We start from the raw sequence: 20,644 nt of genomic DNA, 5'->3' as shown, positions 1-20,644 counted from the left end.
ATAGAGAGAATGATCTCTCAAAACTAAACAAAAACCAAAAGCGTCCTCATATCTTCCTTAGAAAGGAGGTGATCCAGCCGCACCTTCCGATACGGCTACCTTGTTACGACTTCACCCCAATCATCTACCCCACCTTAGGCGGCTGGCTCCTTGCGGTTACCCCACCGACTTCGGGTGTTGCAAACTCTCGTGGTGTGACGGGCGGTGTGTACAAGGCCCGGGAACGTATTCACCGCGGCATGCTGATCCGCGATTACTAGCGATTCCAGCTTCATGCAGGCGAGTTGCAGCCTGCAATCCGAACTGAGAATGGTTTTATGGGATTGGCTAAACCTCGCGGTCTCGCAGCCCTTTGTACCATCCATTGTAGCACGTGTGTAGCCCAGGTCATAAGGGGCATGATGATTTGACGTCATCCCCACCTTCCTCCGGTTTGTCACCGGCAGTCACCTTAGAGTGCCCAACTGAATGCTGGCAACTAAGATCAAGGGTTGCGCTCGTTGCGGGACTTAACCCAACATCTCACGACACGAGCTGACGACAACCATGCACCACCTGTCACTTTGTCCCCCGAAGGGGAACCTTCTATCTCTAGAAGTGGCAAAGGATGTCAAGACCTGGTAAGGTTCTTCGCGTTGCTTCGAATTAAACCACATGCTCCACCGCTTGTGCGGGCCCCCGTCAATTCCTTTGAGTTTCAGTCTTGCGACCGTACTCCCCAGGCGGAGTGCTTAATGCGTTAGCTGCAGCACTAAAGGGCGGAAACCCTCTAACACTTAGCACTCATCGTTTACGGCGTGGACTACCAGGGTATCTAATCCTGTTCGCTCCCCACGCTTTCGCGCCTCAGCGTCAGTTACAGACCAGAGAGTCGCCTTCGCCACTGGTGTTCCTCCACATCTCTACGCATTTCACCGCTACACGTGGAATTCCACTCTCCTCTTCTGCACTCAAGTTTCCCAGTTTCCAATGACCCTCCCCGGTTGAGCCGGGGGCTTTCACATCAGACTTAAGAAACCGCCTGCGCGCGCTTTACGCCCAATAATTCCGGACAACGCTTGCCACCTACGTATTACCGCGGCTGCTGGCACGTAGTTAGCCGTGGCTTTCTGGTTAGGTACCGTCAAGGTGCGAGCAGTTACTCTCGCACTTGTTCTTCCCTAACAACAGAGTTTTACGATCCGAAAACCTTCATCACTCACGCGGCGTTGCTCCGTCAGACTTTCGTCCATTGCGGAAGATTCCCTACTGCTGCCTCCCGTAGGAGTCTGGGCCGTGTCTCAGTCCCAGTGTGGCCGATCACCCTCTCAGGTCGGCTACGCATCGTTGCCTTGGTGAGCCATTACCTCACCAACTAGCTAATGCGCCGCGGGCCCATCTGTAAGTGACAGCCGAAACCGTCTTTCCAACTTGAACCATGCGGTTCAAGATACTATCCGGTATTAGCTCCGGTTTCCCGGAGTTATCCCAGTCTTACAGGCAGGTTGCCCACGTGTTACTCACCCGTCCGCCGCTGACCTCCGAAGAGGTCCGCTCGACTTGCATGTATTAGGCACGCCGCCAGCGTTCGTCCTGAGCCAGGATCAAACTCTCCGAAGAAAATTTGTGACTCAATTTGTTGCTGACTTCAAAAATTTAAAACGTTTGGTACGCTTTTGGTTTTGTTTAGTTTTCAAAGATCATTTTTAAAATTGGAGCGGGTGATGGGAATCGAACCCACGACATTAGCTTGGAAGGCTAGAGTTTTACCATTAAACTACACCCGCGAAAAGTATTTGTCTGGTCGGGAAGACAGGATTCGAACCTGCGACCCCTTGGTCCCAAACCAAGTGCTCTACCAAGCTGAGCTACTTCCCGGACACATTATATATAGAATGGCGCGCCCGATAGGAGTCGAACCCATAACCTTTTGATCCGTAGTCAAACGCTCTATCCAATTGAGCTACGGGCGCACTTGTTAATGTAATGAAGCGACTTAAATATAATACCAAGTTGCGTTCTTTTTGTCAACAACTTTTTTGAGGTTTTTTAAAACTCTTTTGGTGCGGCCGAGAAGAGTCGAACTTCCACGGGGTTGCCCCCACTAGGCCCTCAACCTAGCGCGTCTGCCATTCCGCCACGACCGCGAAAAGATAAAAAATGTATGGTGCGGGTGAAGGGACTCGAACCCCCACGTCAAAGACACTAGATCCTAAGTCTAGCGCGTCTGCCAATTCCGCCACACCCGCATACATTAGTTAAAATGGTGTGCCATGAAGGACTCGAACCTTCGACCCTCTGATTAAAAGTCAGATGCTCTACCGACTGAGCTAATGGCACTTAGTTATAATCGCATTTGAAATGCAAATGGCTGGGCTAGCTGGATTCGAACCAGCGCATGACGGAGTCAAAGTCCGTTGCCTTACCGCTTGGCTATAGCCCAATAAAATGGCGGTCCCGACCGGGATCGAACCGGCGATCTCCTGCGTGACAGGCAGGCATGTTAACCGCTACACCACGGGACCAAATATGATGGTGGAGGATGACGGGCTCGAACCGCCGACCCTCTGCTTGTAAGGCAGATGCTCTCCCAGCTGAGCTAATCCTCCAAATCATTAATATGCAATTCAGAAGCGATGACCCGTACGGGATTCGAACCCGTGTTACCGCCGTGAAAGGGCGGTGTCTTAACCGCTTGACCAACGGGCCAAAAGACAAAAAATAATGGCGGAGAAGGAGGGATTTGAACCCTCGCGCCGCTTACGCGACCTACACCCTTAGCAGGGGCGCCTCTTCAGCCACTTGAGTACTTCCCCATAATATGGCTCCGCAGGTAGGACTCGAACCTACGACCGATCGGTTAACAGCCGATAGCTCTACCACTGAGCTACTGCGGAATAATTAGTCATGACAGACTTCTTTAATTATATGAAGAATAGTACAAGCTGTCAAGCATTCTTTTTATTAATCATTTGCGTCTCTTACGACGGCTTTTATAATTTATCACAGCTTTGTATAATGAGTCAACCCCTTTTTTATCATGAAACAAGTTTTATTTTCCCGCCGCACTTTCCGCATACATACTTGGAAGTATCCATTCTTCGGTGGCGTTTGTAAATGAACATGCAGGCTGTACACTGATACTCTAATGTCTTCTTGATTCTGGCAGCCGTCTGCAGAGGTTTGCAGAATCTTGGAGCACCCACTTTAGAAAGCAGCTCCCTAAATTCAGGATCACGGTGTTTGTACCCTCTGCCTTCTATATGAAGATGATAGTGGCAAAGTTCATGTTTGATTATGCCAATTACTTCTTCTAATCCCTGAGCTAAATATTTAGGGTTAATCTCAATGTTATGACTTTTTAAAAGGTATCTGCCGCCTGTTGTCCGCAGCCGGCTGTTAAAGAAAGCTTTATGTAAAAACTTTTTGTGAAAGTAAGTTTTTGAAATAGATTCTGTCAGTTCCTGAAGCTCCGTTTCATTCATCGGTAACACCCCGCATAGTTTGTATCTCCGAACAGGACATCTTGCGCCCGCATATAGTAAGTAATACACATACTCCATTATAAACAATAAGGAGGAACGAGCAATGCCTTCATGGTTAAAAAACCAAATGCAGCGTGCGTTTTATGAAAAGGATCGGTATCAAATAAAAATGCTGAATCAATGCTGGTATTTCTATAGAAAAAAACACTGCTCATAAGCAGTGTTGGGTTTTTATCAATTTATTTAGCGGAAATCAGACTTTTATTAGCGAAAACTTCATTTTTCATAGCTGATTTTTGAAATTTATTAGCCAAAATGAGGATTCATTTAGCCAAAACGCCTTTCAAGGTCCCAGAACTCTATATTTAAAATATACAGCTAATCGAACACTGCCCGTAAGCAGTGTTTTTCATTAACTGTTTATCATCGTCAAGGCAACACGGCCTTTATGTGCATCTACAGAGTCTACCCAAACCGTAACAACGTCACCTACAGAAACGACATCGAGAGGATGTTTGACAAAAGAGTTTCTAAGCTTTGAAATATGAACGAGCCCGTCCTGTTTTACGCCGATGTCAACAAACGCGCCAAAATCCACAACATTGCGCACAGTGCCCTGAAGTTCCATACCTGTTTGAAGGTCCTCTAGTTTCAAGACACCCTTTTTAAGCAGCGGCTTAGCGATTTCATCACGAGGGTCGCGTCCGGGTCTAACTAGAGAATCGCAAATATCTTTCAGGGTAAGCTCACCAAGATCGATAGCTTCTGCTGTTTCCTTAATATGAATATCCGCTATTTTTTCTCTTAGCTGCTCCGTTCCGACATCATTCAGGGTTAGTCCGAGCATTTTAAGGAGCTCTTCAACCTCTTTGTAGCTCTCTGGATGAATGCCAGTTGAGTCAAGCGGATGTTTTCCGTCAGGTATTCTCAAGAAACCTATGCATTGTTCAAACGTTTTTGCCCCAAGTCTAGGTATTTTCTTTAATTGCTTCCTGTCCTGAAACTTTCCGATTTCATCCCGCTGCTTCACAATGTTGACCGCAACTGCTTTGCTCAAGCCCGCTACATATTGTAATAGTGAAGATGATGCTGTGTTGACATTCACCCCTACCTGGTTAACAACTGTTTCAACAACGAATGTCAGGGAATCATTTAACTTCTTCTGTGTGACGTCATGCTGGTATTGTCCTACCCCTACTGATTTAGGATCAATTTTAACTAGCTCTGCAAGCGGATCCTGCAATCTTCTTGCGATGGAAACTGCACTTCGCTCTTCCACTTGGAACTCAGGAAATTCTTCTCGGGCAATGTCAGATGCAGAATAAACACTTGCCCCCGCTTCATTTACGATGATGTAGGCAAGATCTGACTTTAGTTCATCAATGAGATCTGCAACAAATTGTTCTGTCTCTCTTGAAGCCGTTCCGTTCCCAATCGCAATCAGCTCGATGTTATTTTTTTTGATCACATCGATTAATTTTTGTTTTGCTTCTTTAGCTTTATTGACCGGAGGATGAGGGTAGATGACGCCTATTTCAAGAACTTTTCCGGTCTCATCGACAGCTGCAAGCTTACATCCTGTCCGGAACGCAGGGTCTATCCCTAATACGACACGGCCTTTCAATGGCGGCTGAAGCAGAAGGTTACGCAGATTTTCAGAGAAAATATGAATGGCACGATCATCCGCTTTCTCCATTAATTCTTTTCTGATTTCACGTTCAATTGATGGCTGAATTAATCGTTTATAGGCATCCTCAATTGCTTCTATATATACCTCCTTTACCACTGTGTGCTGATTTTTCAGTTCATTTCTTTGAATATGGGCAGTGATCTGGTCTGCAGGCGCCTGAATGGATACTTTCAGGATTCCTTCCTTTTCCCCGCGATTCATAGCAAGGACCCGATGCGGGACAACCTTTTGAATCGGCTCTTCGTACTCATAGTACATTTCATACACTTTCTTCTCATCTTTTTCCTCATCCTTTGAAGATGTGATGATTTTTCCTTTTCGGAAGGTTTGCTCACGAATCCACTGACGATAGGAAGGCTCATCTGAAATCCACTCAGCTAAAATGTCCTTTGCCCCTTCGATTGCATCTTCTGCAGTCAAAATCTCCTGGTCTTCGTTAATAAACTCGAGCGCTTTTTCCTTGAGCTGCCCATTTGAAGGCTGTCCCTTTATCCACTCTGCAAGTGGTTCTAATCCTCTTTCTTTGGCAACCGTTGCTTTGGTTCTTCGTTTTTGTTTATATGGACGATAGAGGTCTTCTACCTTTTGAAGTTTTAATGCTTTTTCTATTTCTTTTTTAAGCTCTTCTGTAAGCTTTCCCTGTTCTTCAATTAATCGGATGACTTCTTCTTTTCTTGATTCCAGGTTTTGCGTATATTGCCACTTTTCCGAGATATCACGGATTTGCACCTCATCTAATGCACCTGTCTGTTCTTTTCTGTATCTGGCAATGAAGGGAACTGTGTTGCCATCTTCTAATAAAGCTATAACATTTGATACCTGTTTATATGTAATGGATAAATCCGCACTGATTGTTTTCATAATGCGCTCTGTTTTCTCTGCCATACTTTTACCTCCCCAAAATAAAGACTTAGAAACATTTTACCAAAAGACACGGACTTTAAAAAATGATCAAAATAAAAAAAGCCGCCAACTAGAATAGCTGACCGACTACGTAGGTTAAATCATCCTGCCTTGACTTAGTATAAGGCTCAAGCTGATTTGAAATATCTTCAATTGTCCGGTTATCCTTAAGCAATGATTTTACAGCAGGAATGTTCAGTCCATCTGAATGGATGATGAATTTTGCTCCAGTATCGTATGGAAAGGATTGAACACGAAATTTCTGAGGTTTACCTGACATATAGCCCAGAACAGGAAGAGGATAGACAAACGTGCCTGAAGGAGAATAGAGAACAAACCGGATATTTCCAACAGAACTGAATGTTAATTGATTCTGTTTAAAATACGCTTTAAAAATAGCAACCGTTGCTCCGCGTTTATTTTTTAATACCTCATTTGATTTCTCGATCAGCAGTCCAATGTCCTCTGCATGAAATTCCTCAATGACTTCTTTAATCGCAGAAGATGATTCATAAGCTCGTTCACCGCTGCCAAGACCATCTGCAACAGCACATATAAAATAGTCTTCAGTTGCTTTAATTAAGAAACTGTCCCCGCATAAAGTTTTACCTTCTTTTTGCATTTGATACGCATATGCATAGACACGATTGTTTTCTTCAATTTGAATCATTAATGCTGCCCCATTGATAAGTCAGCCGAAAGTGCTTCTTTTAACTTCGTTATCGCTCTTCTTTGAAGTCTGGATACATGCATTTGAGAAATCCCAAGAATTTCTCCCGCTTCCTTTTGACTCTTATTTAATATATATGTGTGATGAATGATCTCTTTTTCTCGGTCAGACAGAACGTGAAGAACACTCTCAAGCATAAGCTTTTGATTCACTTGCTCATATCCTTCTTCTTTTGATCCTACGATATCAAGAATTGTCACTGTACTGCCGTCGGAATCAGCCTCAATCGAATGATCGACTGATAAAGCCTGATAGCTTTTGCCCATCTCCATCGTCTCAAGCACTTCTTCCTCTGTCACCTCAAGGTAATCTGCTATTTCGTGAACAAGCGGTGAGCGCTGAAGGGAATTTGTTAATTCGTCTACAGCCATTTTTATTTTAGGCCCAAGCTCTTTAATTCTTCTGGGAACATGAACACTCCATGTTTTATCGCGCAGGAATCGCTTGATCTCACCGATGACAGTCGGAATGGCAAATGCTTCAAACGTTTTTCCGAATTCAGGATCATAGCGGCGGATTGCCCCAAGCAAACCAATCATGCCCACCTGCTTTAAGTCTTCATGAAAGCTTTTGCCTCTTGAATATTTCTTAGCCAGTGTTTCAACTAGTCCGCTGTAATATTCGACAAGAAAAAGCTGAGCATCTTCATTTTGGTTGTGCTGAAAATCGAAAATCAATTCATTTATTTCTTCTTTAGTTCGCTTCGTAGTTTTGGATGGTTGTGTCATGTTCTACTCGCTCCCCGTTTAAATACTTTGTCATAAAGACGGTAACGCCGGAATCGATCTGTACATGAACTTCATCCATGAGCGTTTCCATCAAGTAGAGCCCCAACCCTCCTTCTGGAAGTTGGTCAACAGGGTTTGCAGCGGAATAAGGACCCAGTTCGTTTTTCTTTTGTTCAAAATTGAAGCTTTGGCCACTGTCTGACACCATTACTTCAAGACGGTCTTCGCACAGGCCAAAGCCGATCATGACTTCTCCGCCTTCGATTTTCTCGTATGCGTGCTGCACAGCATTTGTGCATGCTTCACTGATCGCAATTTTTAAATCTTCAATTTCATCATAAGAGTAACCCATTCTGCTGGCGATACCAGAAAGAGTCAAACGGACAATACCGACAAATTCCGGTTTAGCAGGTATTTTCACCTCAATGTAATCCACTAATTGTTTCATCTAACCCCACCTTCTGATTTAGAAGAAATGTCAATAATATCACTTAGACCTGTTATGTTGAATAGTCTTTCCAAACGAGCAGATAAATTAACAAGCTTTAAATCGCCCTCATTTTTCCTCACGGCTTTAAGCAAACCAACGAATGCACCAAGCCCTGTACTGTCCATGTAAGAGACATCCTTAAGGCTTACGATCAGGACAGGTTTTCCCTCTTCTGCAAGCGGCATTAGTTCTTCTCTTAATTTCGGCGCAGTGTATGCATCAATTTCTCCAGCTAAATCTATTTGAATATGTTCCTCTGATCGATTAACATTTATATTTAAATTCATCAATATCACCCCAGTAAGTTTACTTGTAAGCTAGTAAAACAAATACCCGCTTTTTTAACAAGTTAAACCTCGCGTTTTAAAATAATTAGCGTGAAATCATCACGCAGTTCAAAGTCCTGCATCTGCAAAAAGTCTTTATATATATTATCTACAATACCCTGAGCATTCAAATCACTGTATTTTTTAATGAGGTCCGTAATAAAATCACGTTCAATGAACTCTTCTTCATTTGTTTTTGACTCAGTTACACCATCGGAAAGCAAAACAATCATATCGCCTTTTTCCACGATTCTGCTGTACTCCTTGTACTTGATGGATTGATCAATACCAAGGACCAGACCTTTTGTGTTCATATCATGGAAACGGTCCTCTTCAGCACTGTAATAAAATCCAGGCTCGTGCCCGGCTGACCCATAGACAAACTCATGAGTATCCGTATCATACATACCGTAAAACATTGTAATGAACATGCTCGGGTCTACGTTATGCTCAACAACCCTGTTCAGATTTTCAAGAACACGGCTGGGAGATTTACGGGACTCCGGCAAGCTGTCCATTGCATATTTGATCATGGACATACAGAGTGCAGCGGGAATTCCTTTCCCGATTACATCCGCTATGGCAATACTTACGCTTTCTTCATCATAAACAAAATGATAGTAATCCCCGTTCATATGCTTCGCAGGAACACTGATTGCACCAATATCAAGATTTGGAACTGTCGGCACTGACGTTTCTAAAAGCATTTGCTGAACATTCAAGGCTACTTGAATCTCAGACTTTATCTCCTGCTGCTTATCCCGCAGGCTTTGATGCTCCTGATAGGCCAGTCCATACCCCATCATGACCTCTAATAGAAAGTCCAAAGAGTGCAAAACATCCTGATCTACATCAGGAAATAAACCTTGCAGCACTTTACGGTGAAGACTGATAATTTCCTCAGGGGGTACTTGCTCCTCAATGGCTTTTCTGCTGAATTTTTGCCCCTGGTACAAAGCCGTTTCTGTTAGTTCTTGCATATAATGACTTAGTATTTCCTGATACTTCGATTCAATGACTTCCTTAAAATCCATCTAGCTTCCCCCTAGCGAAGCCATTTGACTGCTTGGATATCCGTTCCCTCTCCCAAAACGGTATTAATGCTGAATTCATCCATCAGGCGTTTTACTCCAGGCAATCCGGCTCCTAACCCACCAGATGTTGAAAAGCCGTCTTCCATCACTTTTCGGATATCCGGTATTCCTGGTCCGTTATCAATGGCTATTATTTTTAAACCTTTTTTACTGAATTCGCTGATCTGCTCAATGCAAATTTGGCCTTGTCCAGCATACAAATATATATTACGGGCTAATTCGGAAATAGCTGTTGTAATCCTCGCTTGGTCTACAGTACCAAACCCGAGTTCTTTTGCAACATTGCGTCCAAGCTGCCGTGCAGCAACAATGTCCCACTCTGTAATGATTTTTACACAGGATTGGTTATCCATGCTTATTCCCCCAGCTCCTGTTGTAATGTTTCAAGTCCTTTTTCCAGGTCAAGCGCGGTTTGTACATCAGCAAGGTGAATGCCAAGCTCAATGAGGGTGATTGCTACCGCAGGCTGAATGCCTGTTAAAACAACTTTAGCTCCCATTAATTTCGACATGCCGATAACATCACCTAAAACCTTGGCGATAAAAGAATCTATTACATCTACGGAGGTTAAATCTATGACAACACCGCTTGCGCCCGTCTCATGGATTTTATGAAGAAGATCTTCCTGAAATTGCAGGGCAGTCTGATCATCAAGTTCCCATTGAATTGATACAAGCAGACAATTATAAAGTTTTAAAATCGGTATTCTTGGAGTTCTCATTGTGAATCCCCCATTTCTACTAATTGTCGATTCGTCATTTCAAGTGCAGCTTCCATTCCTTTTTGAAGACTGTTCTTCGTAATTACCTGGCTCAGATCGATGCCAAGGTTCACGATTGTCTGAGCAATCTCAGGTCTGATTCCCACAAGCAGGCATTTTGCGCCTACTAAGCGGACAGCTTCTGAAGCCTGAATAATATGATGCGCAACCATTGTGTCTACAACCGGCACACCTGTAATGTCAATTAAAACCACTTGCGCACGGTGCTTCACAACACCTGTAAGCAAGTTCTCCATGATTTGCTTTGCTCTCTCTGTATCAATTGTACCAACTAATGGCATAATTGTAATGTTTTCAAAAATCGGAATAAGCGGTGCCGATAATTCCTGCAGGGCAATCTTCTGCAGAGAAACTGTCCGCTCCCATGATTCTGCATATTGATGAATTAACTCATTATTAATTGGGGATAGAGACTTGTCAAACTCCCACACAATTTTCATTTTTTCAGCTTCAGAAAGGCTGTCAGTCATTTTTGTAAAGATAATTAAAGAAAGCTCCTTTAATCCTTCAGATATATACTTTAAGCTCCAGCCTAATTGAACGACCCTGTGAGCATAGTCAGAAACCTTTTCAGTCATGTCGCTTCCCGGGTTTTTCATATAGCTGATTAAGATTTGAAGATATTCATTGCAAGTATTTAAATATACTTGATCTGAAAGGATGTTAGAGTACTTCTGATCTCCAAGATCTTTCAGACTGTCTTTCCATTCATTCAGGATCTCATTTTGATGAGCCAGAACAAAATCGAGTATTGGATTAGATTCATCCTTCATGTTCCGTATTTCCCCCTCTTATCGTTTGGGTAAAAGTAAACAAGTTATTCCACTTTACATTATACCGATTTATGCCAATAAAATAAAAAAAAGTTGCTTAATGGGAGCAACTTCCTAAAAAATACCGTTTTTTAGTTTTAAAAATCAATGAGTCCTAAGCTTATTTGCAGAGCTTCGTCCACTTTATCCATCATTTCATCATCTAAGTGTGTAATCTTATCAGTCAATCTCTGTTTATCAATTGTACGAATCTGCTCTAACAGTATAACAGAATCACGTTCAAACCCATAACGCTTGGAGTCAATTTCCACATGAGTTGGCAATTTTGCCTTTTGAATTTGAGCAGTAATAGCTGCTATGATGACCGTTGGACTGAACCTGTTTCCGATATCATTCTGGATGATCAGCACTGGACGGACGCCCCCTTGCTCAGAGCCAACAACGGGTGATAAATCAGCAAAATAAACGTCGCCGCGTTTGACAATCAAAGGATTAACCCCCGCTTACTAAGCGTTCAACGGTGTGGTCAGCCTCTGATTCAGCTTGAAATGCTTCGGAAGCAATGTTTAAGTTAATCTTAGCCATCTCCATATATCCACGTCTCATTGATTCGCGTATTTGGCGTTTCTTACGCTCGCGGATATACATCTTTGTTGCTTGATAAATTAACTCGCTTCGGTTCCCATTCTCTTGTTTGACAAGACCGTCTAATTCCGAGACTAATGCTTGCGGTAAACGAATTAAGATTTCTGTTGTTGCGCTGGATTCAGACACAAACATACACCTCCACCAAACTTACACACCTATTATTCCATTCCACATACAATAATAACACTATCAATGCAAGAAGCAAAGTTATTTTCTAATAATTCAACACTATTATCTGCTTATCAAAAGCATTTTTATTCATGCCTTTTCTATTACGGGCGATCCGTAAGGTTTTTTACGCCGCAAAAAAGAGAGTTTCTCACTTCAATTATACTCTTATTTTTCAAAAACATACGGGGAACGCGCAAAGTTATTGTACAAGGCACTTCATAGTTGATCGTTTCCAGTCTTTCTGCCACTTCATCCACAGAAATGCACTCTTCTTTTTGACGGCCGATTAACGTTACCTTTGTCCCTGTTTCTTTAAAGGAAGTAAGTTTAATCATACATTGATCCATGCAGATCCTTCCAACAATTGGCATCCTTTCACCATCAATCAGAACTTCTGATTCTTTTAGACGGCGCACCCATCCATCTGCATATCCAATCGGAATCGTCCCTATCCATTCATCTTTCTCAGCTGTGTATGTGGCCCCGTAGCTTACTTTGTCGCCTTTGCTGATTTTTTTTACATGAACAAGTCTTGAATGAAGGGAAAAAGCTTCTTTCAGTTCATATGGCAGTTCAGGTTTTATTTCCATTGAAGGACTTAGACCGTACATAGAGATTCCCAGTCTCACAGCGTGAACTAATTTTTCAGGAAAACGGAGTCCAGTTGCACTGTTGCCGCAGTGAATCATAACTCCATCATAATCAGCTGCTTTTTGCGCCATTGCGGCGAATACGTCGTACTGCTTGTTGAAATAAGCAGTATCCAGTTCATCTGCTGTTGCAAAGTGCGTAAAGATACCTTCAATTTTCACATTGGGTTTTTCTTCTGCAAATTTAAATGCCTGAAGCAGTTCATCCTCTGTCCGGACACCGAGACGGCCCATACCGGTATCAATTTTCAGATGAACAGATAATATTCCTTTTTGAATATTCTTTTCAGCTTCCGTCAGCCATTCAAGAGAAGGAGCTGTCAAAATAATGCGCTGATCAATCGCGATCTTCACATCTGCAGGCCTGGAAGCACCCATCACCAGGATAGGCACTTCAAACCCCGCTTCGCGCAGCACGACCGCTTCATCTAAAAACGCGACTGCAAGCATTTCAGCACCTGCTTCAAGAGCCGTTTTTGCCACTTCTGCATCTCCGTGGCCATAAGCATTGGCCTTCACAACCGCAATCAGCTGTGTGTTTTCACCTATATGGTTTTTCATTGATTTCACGTTGCTGTATATTGCATCTAAATCGATCTCAGCCCAAGTATCGCGGTAAAAAGAATTTCCCATGTCCTACACTTCCTCATGATTGTCTTTTTCTATGCTGATTATCAATGGTATAGCGTTCTTTTGTCAAATGAAATCGGTTTCTTGTGATGGGGTGCGGCGCTAACACGGAGAAAGGATTTCAGCGAGAAGGTCTGTGACGGAAAGATTAAGTGCGGAATTTCATAAAATGAACCGCCAAACATCAATGTTCAACCCTAAGTGGCCTTTCTCTGGCTGCACTTGTCACTTTGAGCACTTCAGAATGTTTAAGATGCCATTTCGAAGCGTCCGGATCAGCTTTACTTCCAAAAATTGCACGACACATCTTATCCGCAAACCCGGTTTTATCATTCGGAATCGGGTGCTTACTATCAGGACATCAATAGAGGGCAAAAATTCATAAAAACAAAAAAACTCGGATGGCCCAATTGCCATCCAAGTTTGATTACTTAATTGCCTGCCCCTGTACAGATTGTGCTACTCGAATCATCTCTTCCTGAGACAAATCTTTTGATGCAATCATGTATTCTACCCCGTCATAGGTCCATGTCAAGGATTGTTCCGTTAGAGCCCCGACAGCAACTCCAAGGTCAACCGGTTCCCCGCTTACAAAAGAAGAAGTTGCAACAGTGGCTGCGACTGCTTTTTCCTGAATGAAGGTATAGGATTTTTCACCATCATACGTTTGAACGACCCGCTTGCCATTCTCTGTTTTCATCTCTTTTTCTTCCGTCAGCTTCACACCTTCAAGCTTCTCAAGTGGATATTTCACAGCAAATTGTTCTGAGTTAACAGATGCAGATGTTTCAACATCTACGCTTGCAAATGACATATTCTTTTGCATATCAAATGAGTTTTTATCGAATTTAGCATTAAAATCAAATTCCGAAAACTCCACCACAACTAATGGATTGCGGTCTGTATCCATTACTTTGACAACAGAAGGCTTCAGGTCCTTTTTATTGAACGTAATCTCTTGAAGAGGAAGCATCTGGCTGTTTTGGTAATTTGTCTTTGTTTCAAAAACGTAAGCATCTTTTGTTGATTTGAAAATAGAATCCGCATCACTCTTAATGTCTTTTACCAGTGATTCGAAAAGATAAGCCTGACTGCTGTTTTGCGGCCATTCGCTTTGAAAACGGAAGCTTTTCTTCAGTGCCGGCGTCAGGACAAACACGCCCTCTTTATTGCGGAGAATCATCTGGCTCTGATCTTTTTCAGCATTCTTCAAGTTTACTCTGTAGAATGAAGGCTGCTTATGCCAAATTTCCACCTCATAAATTTGAGGCTCACTTCCTGTTTGAAGGGTCATTTGCGCTTTCGCTTTGTACCCCGATAATTCTTCAACCTTCTTATCCAGGTTTTCTACAACGTCAGTCTTCGATTTCTCACCGCAGGCAGCAAGCATCATAACAGCAAGCAATCCAATTGCCAGTAATAAAAAGTGCTTTTTCACCTTTTCAACCCCTTTGTCTCATATGACGTAAAAAGGAAGAAACTCTCCTTAAGGGAATCATGCTAAATCAAGCACAATCTCCTCAAACGACTTGTCTCTCCTACCGCTGTACAAATATATGAGACAAAGGTTATGAATATGCAGACTAGCTTGACGAGCTTTCAATAATTACTTGAGCAGCAGCATAATCCTTTGTGTGAGTGATAGATATGTGGACGGTATAACCAGGCAAAACAGGCATTGTTACAGCCGGTTTTCCGTTTCCATCATTCAGAATTTCGATATCCATAAAACTGTATTCTTTCCCAATCCCGGTTCCCATCGCTTTTGAAAACGCCTCTTTCGCTGCAAACCTTCCGGCAGCATATTCAATTTTCCTCCTTGGCGCAAGGAACTGATATTTATCTTTCTCTTTTTTGGTGAGAATCCGGTCAATGAATTTCGGCTGTCTCTTTATTAACCTCTCAATCCGTTCCAGCTCAGCCAAATCAAAACCCAGCCCTGTAATCATGCGGACACCTCTTTTTGTTCAGTATGTACTAATCTGCTCCAACTTCTCATAACCGTGTTAATATAGAAACAACTAATTTTTTAGAATAAGGAGACACTCTCTATGTTTACAAGATCAGAAGATTTCAGAACGTTTATCCGTCTATACCCTGTTGTAACCGTAATTGTCTCTATTCAAGTCATACTCTGGCTGTTGTTTTTAATTCCAGTACCTACAATAACATATTTCTTTGCCTCTTTAGTAGGGTACAACGCCGGTGTGGCTAACGGAGAATGGTGGCGCTTGATCACTCCTATTTTCCTACATGCAAACTTCGCTCATATTCTATTTAACAGTGTATCCATCATCCTGTTCGCACCTGCATTAGAACGGATGCTTGGAAAGGCCCGCTTTATTGCTGCTTATTTAGCAACAGGCATCGCCGCAAACCTTGCAACATATTTCATCATAGAAGATTTAACTTATACTCACGTTGGAGCATCAGGTGCTATATTCGGCATATTCGGCATCTATCTATACCTTGTCGTATTCAGAAAAGATATGATTGACTCTTCAAATTCTCAGCTTATCATCACCATTCTTGTCATAGGGGCAGTCATGACATTCGTGAATACTAATATCAACATTATTGCCCATATCTTCGGTCTTGTAGCAGGTGCGCTGCTTGCGCCGCTGTTTCTCACTAGAAAAGCGTAGCCGACTGGTTAGCTCCGACAGACAGATAAGGATCCGGCAGGAAAGGCGCTTTTTGCCTTTACTGACGGAGCCGTTCTGGCCGAGGAGTTAGGAGGCGGAGCTGGACAATGTGAAAAGCGCAGAAACCGGTTAGCTCCTACAGACAGATTCGGATCCGTTCTGGCCGATTTTCAAAATTTATCAAATGCGAAAGTCAGGCATATTATATAAGCAGAAACCTCAAAAAAGACGCCCATCCTTAAAGGATCGCGTCTTTTTTTGCATGATTCTCATAAGAATACCACTCAAACACTTCTCCGGCATCCTCAATGTCGATGCCTTTTACCATGAAATGTGTCCCGCCCATTCCTGACGTTGTTGAAGATTGAATAGACGCGAGGTCTATGCGACGCTGAAAAAAGGATTGCCTTGCTTCAATGACCTGAATTCTTTTTCTCTTTACAACGAAGGTGGATTTGACCAGATTTCTTGAAGAAAGGGTTAATTGTTCGTCATGTATGTCCCATCCTGCATCCTTAAATGATGCTAGACCGAGAAGAAGTCCTGCCGGAACTGTCAGCAGCGCAATGTAACCCCACGGCTGAAAAAAATAGCTCAGAATGCATGAAATCACCAAGAAGGGAATCGTATAAACGAGAACATATCCTCTTTTCGCTTTCTTGGGCAGCGTGTTTAATTGATCAGATAAAGAAAAATCAGGTGTAAACTCGGTTAGCATCTGCTGTATTTTTGTTTTTTTAATCAGCGGAAAAAGGATGGCAGAAACATTCTGATCTTTAGCGCTTCCCCCTGCGCTGACAATGTGCACAGTTGCATAGCCGAACGGCTGGCGAATTAGATTTTCGCTGATTTTCATAGCCTGAATTCTCTCAAGCGGAATCGTCAGCTGGTGTTTCTCAAATAATCCGCGCGAGATGACTAGATCCTGTTCTTTCTTCATCACTGTAAAGTTGGCAAACTTCAGACAAACTCCGATTATACTCAGGATCCATGCGATGAAAAATGCAAGGAACACAAGAACGGCATAAACAGTGATGCTTGCATTAGAAAGAAAAGAAAAACGATCGATGATGTCATCAAACGGAATCAGCTCGTCGAACTGTGAGAAAAAAGCAAAAGCCGCAGACAGAACCACTCCTATTCCGCTTGATGTTGACGCAGCAACCAGCAGTTCCTTTACTCCTATTTTATATGTTAAATATGTTTTGTCTTCTTTTATTGTCATGGCGGCTTCATCCGGATCCACCATTTCATTTTTTCTTTCCGCTAAAGCTGTATTTATCCTTCGGGCTTCTTCTTTTGTAACTGCTGTAAGAACGGCTTCGGCCTCTGCACCGCCTCCCGCTGTTTCAAGCTGCAGCTTCACAAGTCCGAATATCTGCTGAATGATGCCTGCACTTTCGTTAATTGATTGTATTCTTTCAATCGGAATATATCTTTTCTTTTTCACAAATATGCCGAATTCAATCCGCAGTTCATTTTCTTCAATGCGGTATGTATATTTCATCCAGCTGATGATACTGTAGATGATCATTGCGATCAGAATCACGGCAAGACCGATAAAGAAATAAATCTTATAGTCATTGACGAAGAAAAGTACGATGACAGGAAATATCCCGTCTTTCAATTGCTTGAAAAAGGTTAATATAGCAGAGGCGGGGTGCAGTCTTTTAGGTTCAGACATCATCTTCTGTCACCCTCGCAAGCTTCGATATAAAGTCACGCAGCTGATCAGCTTCGACCACATCGAGCGCAGGTATCTCATGAATGGTTGCTGCTGTATGAATCGTTACAGTTGCAAGATCATTTTTCCTCAGCAGCGGCCCCTGCTTTGTGTTGACATGCTGGACTCTCACCATTGGAACAAGCACCCGTTTCACCACAAATAAGCCCGACTGAATATCAATTTCATTTTCATGTACCTCATACCGCCACGTACGGTGCTGTATTTTCGGAGTAATAAAAATAAAAATGGTTGAAAAGACCAGCCATGTTCCCAAAACGGCAACGGCAATCCATATCGGCCACTCAAAGTAATACACAGAAAACGCAATTCCTCCGGATACAGCCAAAAAAATCAATGATTGGATAAGTGCTGACAGCTTCCATACCTTTAGTGCTTTTTGACTGATTTGATACTTAGGTGCATCTCTCATCTCTGTTCCCCCTGAACTAGTAACTCTCTCTTTATATACGGATTTACAGTCAATATGTTTCACCTTTTAGAAAATCATGCCATTTCCATTATAAAGAAATGAACCTTGCTTGAACACTATTTCAATAAAAACGATGCTCCATCTATTTTTTCAACCTCTGGAAACGAGCACATTTGCTCCATTAATTGAAAAAGAGCATCATCTTTTTGTTTGGCTTCAATCATACAGTCAATCTGAGGAACGCTTCCTTTTATTTCTGACAGAAAAGACATGAAAAGTTCTGGATCTACAAATTCAGCGTGAGCATTAAAGTCCCTTTCACTTCTTGGGCTTGATATATGCATTTTCACAGGGAGGGAAGAATGATCCCAGCTTGCGGCAACACGGTCCCAATGCCGGGACCAATTCGAATCCTTTTCATGATTCGCCAAGTGATGATGATAATCAAAGACGAGCGGTACAGCTAATTTCTCACATAAGTAAAGAGTATCCTGAAGAGTAAATGTTGTATCGTCATTCTCTAACATAAGCATATTCTGGATCTTTACAGGTACAAACCCCCAATTGTGAATGAATTGTTCAAGGGCTTTTTCCTTATCGTTATAGGCCCCTCCTACATGAATAACACATCTGTGTTCGTGAGGCACATTCATTCCTCTGAGGAGCGCTTCATGCATACTTAATGTCCTGAGAGATGTATTCAGTATTTCAGGCTTTGGGGAATTCAGCAGCACGAAATGATCCGGGTGAAAATCAACTCTCATTTTCGTCTTGGAAACCCAATTGCCAAGCTCATGCAGCGGCTCCCTAAGAGTCCTTAAATAGTTAAAATCCTTTATTTCCGGATGGTTAGCAAGAGGAATTAATTTTGAACTAAAACGGAAGAATTGAATATCATGGCCGGCGTTATGTTTGATAATGCGAAGACAATTTTCAAGATTTGATGCTGAAATTCGTCCAAGCTTTTCTATAGCAGCTTCCCTGTCTTTTAAACGCTGAAATTGTGCATATGTCATCGTTTGAGAAGGAGAACAATTCTTCAGATTCACACTCATTGCAACAAAGCCTAAACGGACGATTGTCATAGCTGTCACCTTCTTTAATAAGATATATATAGAATACCCGGTATGAATGAGAATTAATTTGGAGCACCTTCGCGATGAGAAAATCATCGCGGCTCGATAAACATCCATGTAAATCGGAAGCCTTTCCATCTGAAAATGCATAAAAAAACACACCGCGCTTAAATGCACGGTGCGTTTGGCATCATCTATTAATTAGATGAAGATGAGTTTGAGTAACGTCTTTTGTTGCTGCTGTTCGGCTTGCCGCCTTGTTGTCCGTAAGAACGTTTGTTGTTCTTTGAATGCGGGCGCTGACCGTCTCTTCTGTTGCGGTTACTTGAAGAAGAAGAAGAACGTTTTCCGCCTCTTTTCGCATACATTGGAGCCTCATCCGTTAAGTTAACTGGAGTTTGGTTCGGTTCTTTTGTCATTAATTTGATTGCAGCAGCAAGTACTGACACTTGATCAAATTCTTCAAGCAATGCTTCAGCAGTGCGCTTGTAGAATGACAAATTCTCATCAGTGATTGTCTGACGGATTTTTTCGATTGAAACAGATTGCTGACCTTCAAGCGCCTCATCAAGAGTCGGTGCTTTCATGCGGTCCATTTTGCGCTTAGTTGTACGCTCAATGATTTTAAGCATATCTTGTTCTCTTGGTGTTACGAATGTCATCGCAGCACCAGTTTTGCCTGCACGGCCTGTACGGCCGATACGGTGAACGTAGCTTTCAGGGTCTTGAGGAACATCAAAGTTGTAAACATGAGTTACACCAGAAATGTCCAGTCCGCGTGCAGCAACGTCTGTAGCAACAAGCACTTCAATTGCGCCTTCTTTAAACTTGCGAAGAGCAGACATACGTTTAGCTTGAGTTAAGTCGCCATGAATTCCCTCAGCTGCATATCCTCTAAGCATTAAAGCTTCAGAAAGCTCATCAACTCTGCGCTTTGTGCGTCCGAAAACGATCGCAAGCTCAGGTGATTGAATGTCAAGAAGACGTGTTAATACATCAAACTTCTTCTTTTCCTGTACTTCAATGAAGAACTGCTGAATGTTTGCAACAGTCATTTCCTTCGCTTTTACTTTAACAAGCTCAGGGTTTGTCATGAATTTCTCAGCAATGCGTCTGATCGGATCAGGCATTGTAGCTGAGAACAGCAACGTTTGGTGCTCTGAAGGAACATTTGAAAGAATGTTTTCAATGTCTTCAATGAAGCCCATGTTCAGCATTTCATCTGCTTCGTCCATTACAACTGTTTGAACGTCAGATAATTTCAATGTTTTACGGTTGATATGGTCAATTAGACGGCCTGGAGTACCAACGATAATGTGAGGAAACTTCTTCAATGAGCGAATTTGGCGGTTAATATCCTGTCCGCCATAAATCGGAAGAACACGAGCGCGTTTAGCAGATCCGATTTTGTAAAGCTCTTCAGATACTTGAATCGCAAGTTCGCGAGTCGGTGCAATGATGATCCCTTGAATCTTATCTTGTTTAACATCGATTTTTTCAATAAGCGGAATACCGAATGCAGCTGTTTTACCAGTTCCAGTTTGTGCTTGGCCGATCACATCTTTATTCTGCAGCCCCAGTGGAATGGTTTGTGCTTGGATAGGTGTAGCTTCTTCAAACCCCATTTTATTAATAGCTTCCATTAATAATGGGCTGATACCTAGTTCTTGAAACGTAATTGTCAATTTG

At 42.5% G+C, this 20,644-nt stretch carries 21 protein-coding genes, 12 tRNA genes and 1 rRNA gene; 2 read left to right on the top strand and 32 right to left on the bottom strand.

Going from position 1 to position 20,644, the window contains the following annotated elements; genetic code table 11:
- Positions 1–61: 61 nt before the first annotated feature.
- The 14 genes from QLQ22_RS01475 to QLQ22_RS01410 form a co-directional block, all read right to left on the bottom strand.
- Positions 62–1,599 (bottom strand): 16S ribosomal RNA (locus tag QLQ22_RS01475).
- Positions 1,600–1,692: 93 nt separating this feature from the next.
- Positions 1,693–1,766 (bottom strand) — tRNA-Gly (locus QLQ22_RS01470).
- A 14-nt stretch (positions 1,767–1,780) separates the two neighbouring features.
- Positions 1,781–1,857: transfer RNA gene (locus tag QLQ22_RS01465), tRNA-Pro, on the bottom strand.
- Between the two features lie 18 nt (positions 1,858–1,875).
- A tRNA-Arg gene (locus QLQ22_RS01460) sits at positions 1,876–1,952 on the bottom strand.
- An 88-nt stretch (positions 1,953–2,040) separates the two neighbouring features.
- A tRNA-Leu gene (locus QLQ22_RS01455) sits at positions 2,041–2,126 on the bottom strand.
- Between the two features lie 18 nt (positions 2,127–2,144).
- Positions 2,145–2,228: transfer RNA gene (locus tag QLQ22_RS01450), tRNA-Leu, on the bottom strand.
- Between the two features lie 15 nt (positions 2,229–2,243).
- A tRNA-Lys gene (locus tag QLQ22_RS01445) sits at positions 2,244–2,319 on the bottom strand.
- A 28-nt stretch (positions 2,320–2,347) separates the two neighbouring features.
- A tRNA-Gln gene (locus QLQ22_RS01440) sits at positions 2,348–2,422 on the bottom strand.
- 6 nt (positions 2,423–2,428) lie between these two features.
- Positions 2,429–2,504 (bottom strand) — tRNA-Asp (locus QLQ22_RS01435).
- Positions 2,505–2,512: 8 nt separating this feature from the next.
- Positions 2,513–2,588: transfer RNA gene (locus QLQ22_RS01430), tRNA-Val, on the bottom strand.
- Between the two features lie 28 nt (positions 2,589–2,616).
- Positions 2,617–2,688, bottom strand: a tRNA-Glu gene (locus QLQ22_RS01425).
- Positions 2,689–2,704: 16 nt separating this feature from the next.
- Positions 2,705–2,795 (bottom strand) — tRNA-Ser (locus tag QLQ22_RS01420).
- A gap of 6 nt (positions 2,796–2,801) precedes the next feature.
- Positions 2,802–2,876, bottom strand: a tRNA-Asn gene (locus QLQ22_RS01415).
- Between the two features lie 141 nt (positions 2,877–3,017).
- Positions 3,018–3,464, bottom strand: a complete 447-nt coding sequence (locus tag QLQ22_RS01410; RefSeq protein WP_223439027.1) for a SprT family protein — start codon at positions 3,462–3,464, stop codon at positions 3,018–3,020.
- 103 nt (positions 3,465–3,567) lie between these two features.
- Here QLQ22_RS01410 and cmpA point away from each other — a divergent pair, with 103 nt between their 5' ends.
- Positions 3,568–3,681, top strand: coding sequence for a cortex morphogenetic protein CmpA (gene cmpA, locus QLQ22_RS01405; RefSeq protein WP_087946367.1), 114 nt, complete (start codon positions 3,568–3,570; stop codon positions 3,679–3,681).
- A gap of 195 nt (positions 3,682–3,876) precedes the next feature.
- On the opposite strand, the gene QLQ22_RS01400 is transcribed toward cmpA, so the two are convergent.
- The 14 genes from QLQ22_RS01400 to acpS form a co-directional block, all read right to left on the bottom strand.
- Complete coding sequence (locus QLQ22_RS01400; RefSeq protein ID WP_284015868.1) at positions 3,877–6,039, bottom strand: Tex family protein; 2,163 nt, start codon at positions 6,037–6,039, stop codon at positions 3,877–3,879.
- 88 nt (positions 6,040–6,127) lie between these two features.
- The gene (locus tag QLQ22_RS01395) at positions 6,128–6,727 is read right to left on the bottom strand and encodes a PP2C family serine/threonine-protein phosphatase (protein ID WP_223439025.1); all 600 of its coding nucleotides are present in this window, start codon (positions 6,725–6,727) and stop codon (positions 6,128–6,130) included.
- Complete coding sequence (gene sigB / locus QLQ22_RS01390) at positions 6,727–7,515, bottom strand: RNA polymerase sigma factor SigB (RefSeq protein ID WP_070878724.1); 789 nt, start codon at positions 7,513–7,515, stop codon at positions 6,727–6,729. Before sigB ends, QLQ22_RS01395 begins: the two co-directional genes overlap by 1 nt.
- A complete protein-coding gene (gene rsbW, locus QLQ22_RS01385) occupies positions 7,481–7,963 on the bottom strand; it encodes an anti-sigma B factor RsbW (RefSeq protein WP_223439024.1) in 483 nt (160 codons plus the stop codon). Before rsbW ends, sigB begins: the two co-directional genes overlap by 35 nt.
- The gene (locus tag QLQ22_RS01380) at positions 7,960–8,292 is read right to left on the bottom strand and encodes an anti-sigma factor antagonist (RefSeq protein ID WP_223439023.1); all 333 of its coding nucleotides are present in this window, start codon (positions 8,290–8,292) and stop codon (positions 7,960–7,962) included. Before QLQ22_RS01380 ends, rsbW begins: the two co-directional genes overlap by 4 nt.
- 62 nt (positions 8,293–8,354) lie before the next feature.
- A complete protein-coding gene (locus QLQ22_RS01375; RefSeq protein WP_223439022.1) occupies positions 8,355–9,365 on the bottom strand; it encodes a PP2C family protein-serine/threonine phosphatase in 1,011 nt (336 codons plus the stop codon).
- Between the two features lie 11 nt (positions 9,366–9,376).
- On the bottom strand, positions 9,377–9,778 hold the full coding sequence (locus QLQ22_RS01370; protein ID WP_070878720.1) for an anti-sigma regulatory factor: 402 nt from the start codon (positions 9,776–9,778) through the stop codon (positions 9,377–9,379).
- 2 nt (positions 9,779–9,780) lie between these two features.
- Complete coding sequence (locus tag QLQ22_RS01365; RefSeq protein WP_101569209.1) at positions 9,781–10,146, bottom strand: STAS domain-containing protein; 366 nt, start codon at positions 10,144–10,146, stop codon at positions 9,781–9,783.
- Positions 10,143–10,979 (bottom strand): STAS domain-containing protein, encoded by an 837-nt coding sequence (locus QLQ22_RS01360; protein WP_223439021.1) that lies wholly within the window; start codon positions 10,977–10,979, stop codon positions 10,143–10,145. Before QLQ22_RS01360 ends, QLQ22_RS01365 begins: the two co-directional genes overlap by 4 nt.
- Positions 10,980–11,116: 137 nt before the next feature.
- Positions 11,117–11,467 carry a type II toxin-antitoxin system endoribonuclease NdoA gene (gene ndoA / locus QLQ22_RS01355; protein WP_029286376.1) on the bottom strand — a complete coding sequence of 117 codons (351 nt, stop codon included), beginning with the start codon at positions 11,465–11,467 and terminating at the stop codon, positions 11,117–11,119.
- 4 nt (positions 11,468–11,471) lie between these two features.
- Positions 11,472–11,753: a CopG family ribbon-helix-helix protein gene (locus tag QLQ22_RS01350; protein WP_029286378.1), complete on the bottom strand. Its 282-nt coding sequence runs from the start codon at positions 11,751–11,753 to the stop codon at positions 11,472–11,474.
- A 146-nt stretch (positions 11,754–11,899) separates the two neighbouring features.
- Positions 11,900–13,081 carry an alanine racemase gene (gene alr, locus QLQ22_RS01345; protein ID WP_223439020.1) on the bottom strand — a complete coding sequence of 394 codons (1,182 nt, stop codon included), beginning with the start codon at positions 13,079–13,081 and terminating at the stop codon, positions 11,900–11,902.
- A 424-nt stretch (positions 13,082–13,505) separates the two neighbouring features.
- On the bottom strand, positions 13,506–14,516 hold the full coding sequence (locus QLQ22_RS01340) for a LolA family protein (RefSeq protein WP_223439019.1): 1,011 nt from the start codon (positions 14,514–14,516) through the stop codon (positions 13,506–13,508).
- Between the two features lie 145 nt (positions 14,517–14,661).
- Positions 14,662–15,027, bottom strand: a complete 366-nt coding sequence (gene acpS, locus QLQ22_RS01335) for a holo-ACP synthase (RefSeq protein ID WP_284015867.1) — start codon at positions 15,025–15,027, stop codon at positions 14,662–14,664.
- A 102-nt stretch (positions 15,028–15,129) separates the two neighbouring features.
- Here acpS and QLQ22_RS01330 point away from each other — a divergent pair, with 102 nt between their 5' ends.
- The gene (locus QLQ22_RS01330; protein ID WP_223439017.1) at positions 15,130–15,723 is read left to right on the top strand and encodes a rhomboid family intramembrane serine protease; all 594 of its coding nucleotides are present in this window, start codon (positions 15,130–15,132) and stop codon (positions 15,721–15,723) included.
- Between the two features lie 238 nt (positions 15,724–15,961).
- Here QLQ22_RS01330 and QLQ22_RS01325 read toward each other — a convergent pair whose 3' ends face one another.
- The 4 genes from QLQ22_RS01325 to cshA all read right to left on the bottom strand — a co-directional run bounded on the left by QLQ22_RS01325 (position 15,962) and on the right by cshA (position 20,640).
- Positions 15,962–17,410, bottom strand: a complete 1,449-nt coding sequence (locus QLQ22_RS01325; RefSeq protein ID WP_284015866.1) for a PH domain-containing protein — start codon at positions 17,408–17,410, stop codon at positions 15,962–15,964.
- A complete protein-coding gene (locus QLQ22_RS01320) occupies positions 17,400–17,879 on the bottom strand; it encodes a PH domain-containing protein (protein WP_284015865.1) in 480 nt (159 codons plus the stop codon). The genes QLQ22_RS01325 and QLQ22_RS01320 overlap by 11 nt, the downstream gene beginning before the upstream one ends.
- A gap of 116 nt (positions 17,880–17,995) precedes the next feature.
- Entirely contained in the window at positions 17,996–18,964 is a 969-nt protein-coding gene (gene uvsE / locus QLQ22_RS01315; protein WP_223439014.1) for a UV DNA damage repair endonuclease UvsE, read from the bottom strand.
- 188 nt (positions 18,965–19,152) lie between these two features.
- Positions 19,153–20,640, bottom strand: coding sequence for a degradosome RNA helicase CshA (gene cshA / locus QLQ22_RS01310; protein ID WP_420828812.1), 1,488 nt, complete (start codon positions 20,638–20,640; stop codon positions 19,153–19,155).
- Between the last annotated feature and the right edge of the window lie 4 nt (positions 20,641–20,644).

The organism is Metabacillus hrfriensis, assembly GCF_030127205.1.
Lineage (GTDB): Bacteria > Bacillota > Bacilli > Bacillales > Bacillaceae > Bacillus_P > Bacillus_P dongyingensis.
Note: the sequence above shows the minus strand (reverse complement) of the source record. Positions and strands in the feature narration are given on the sequence as shown.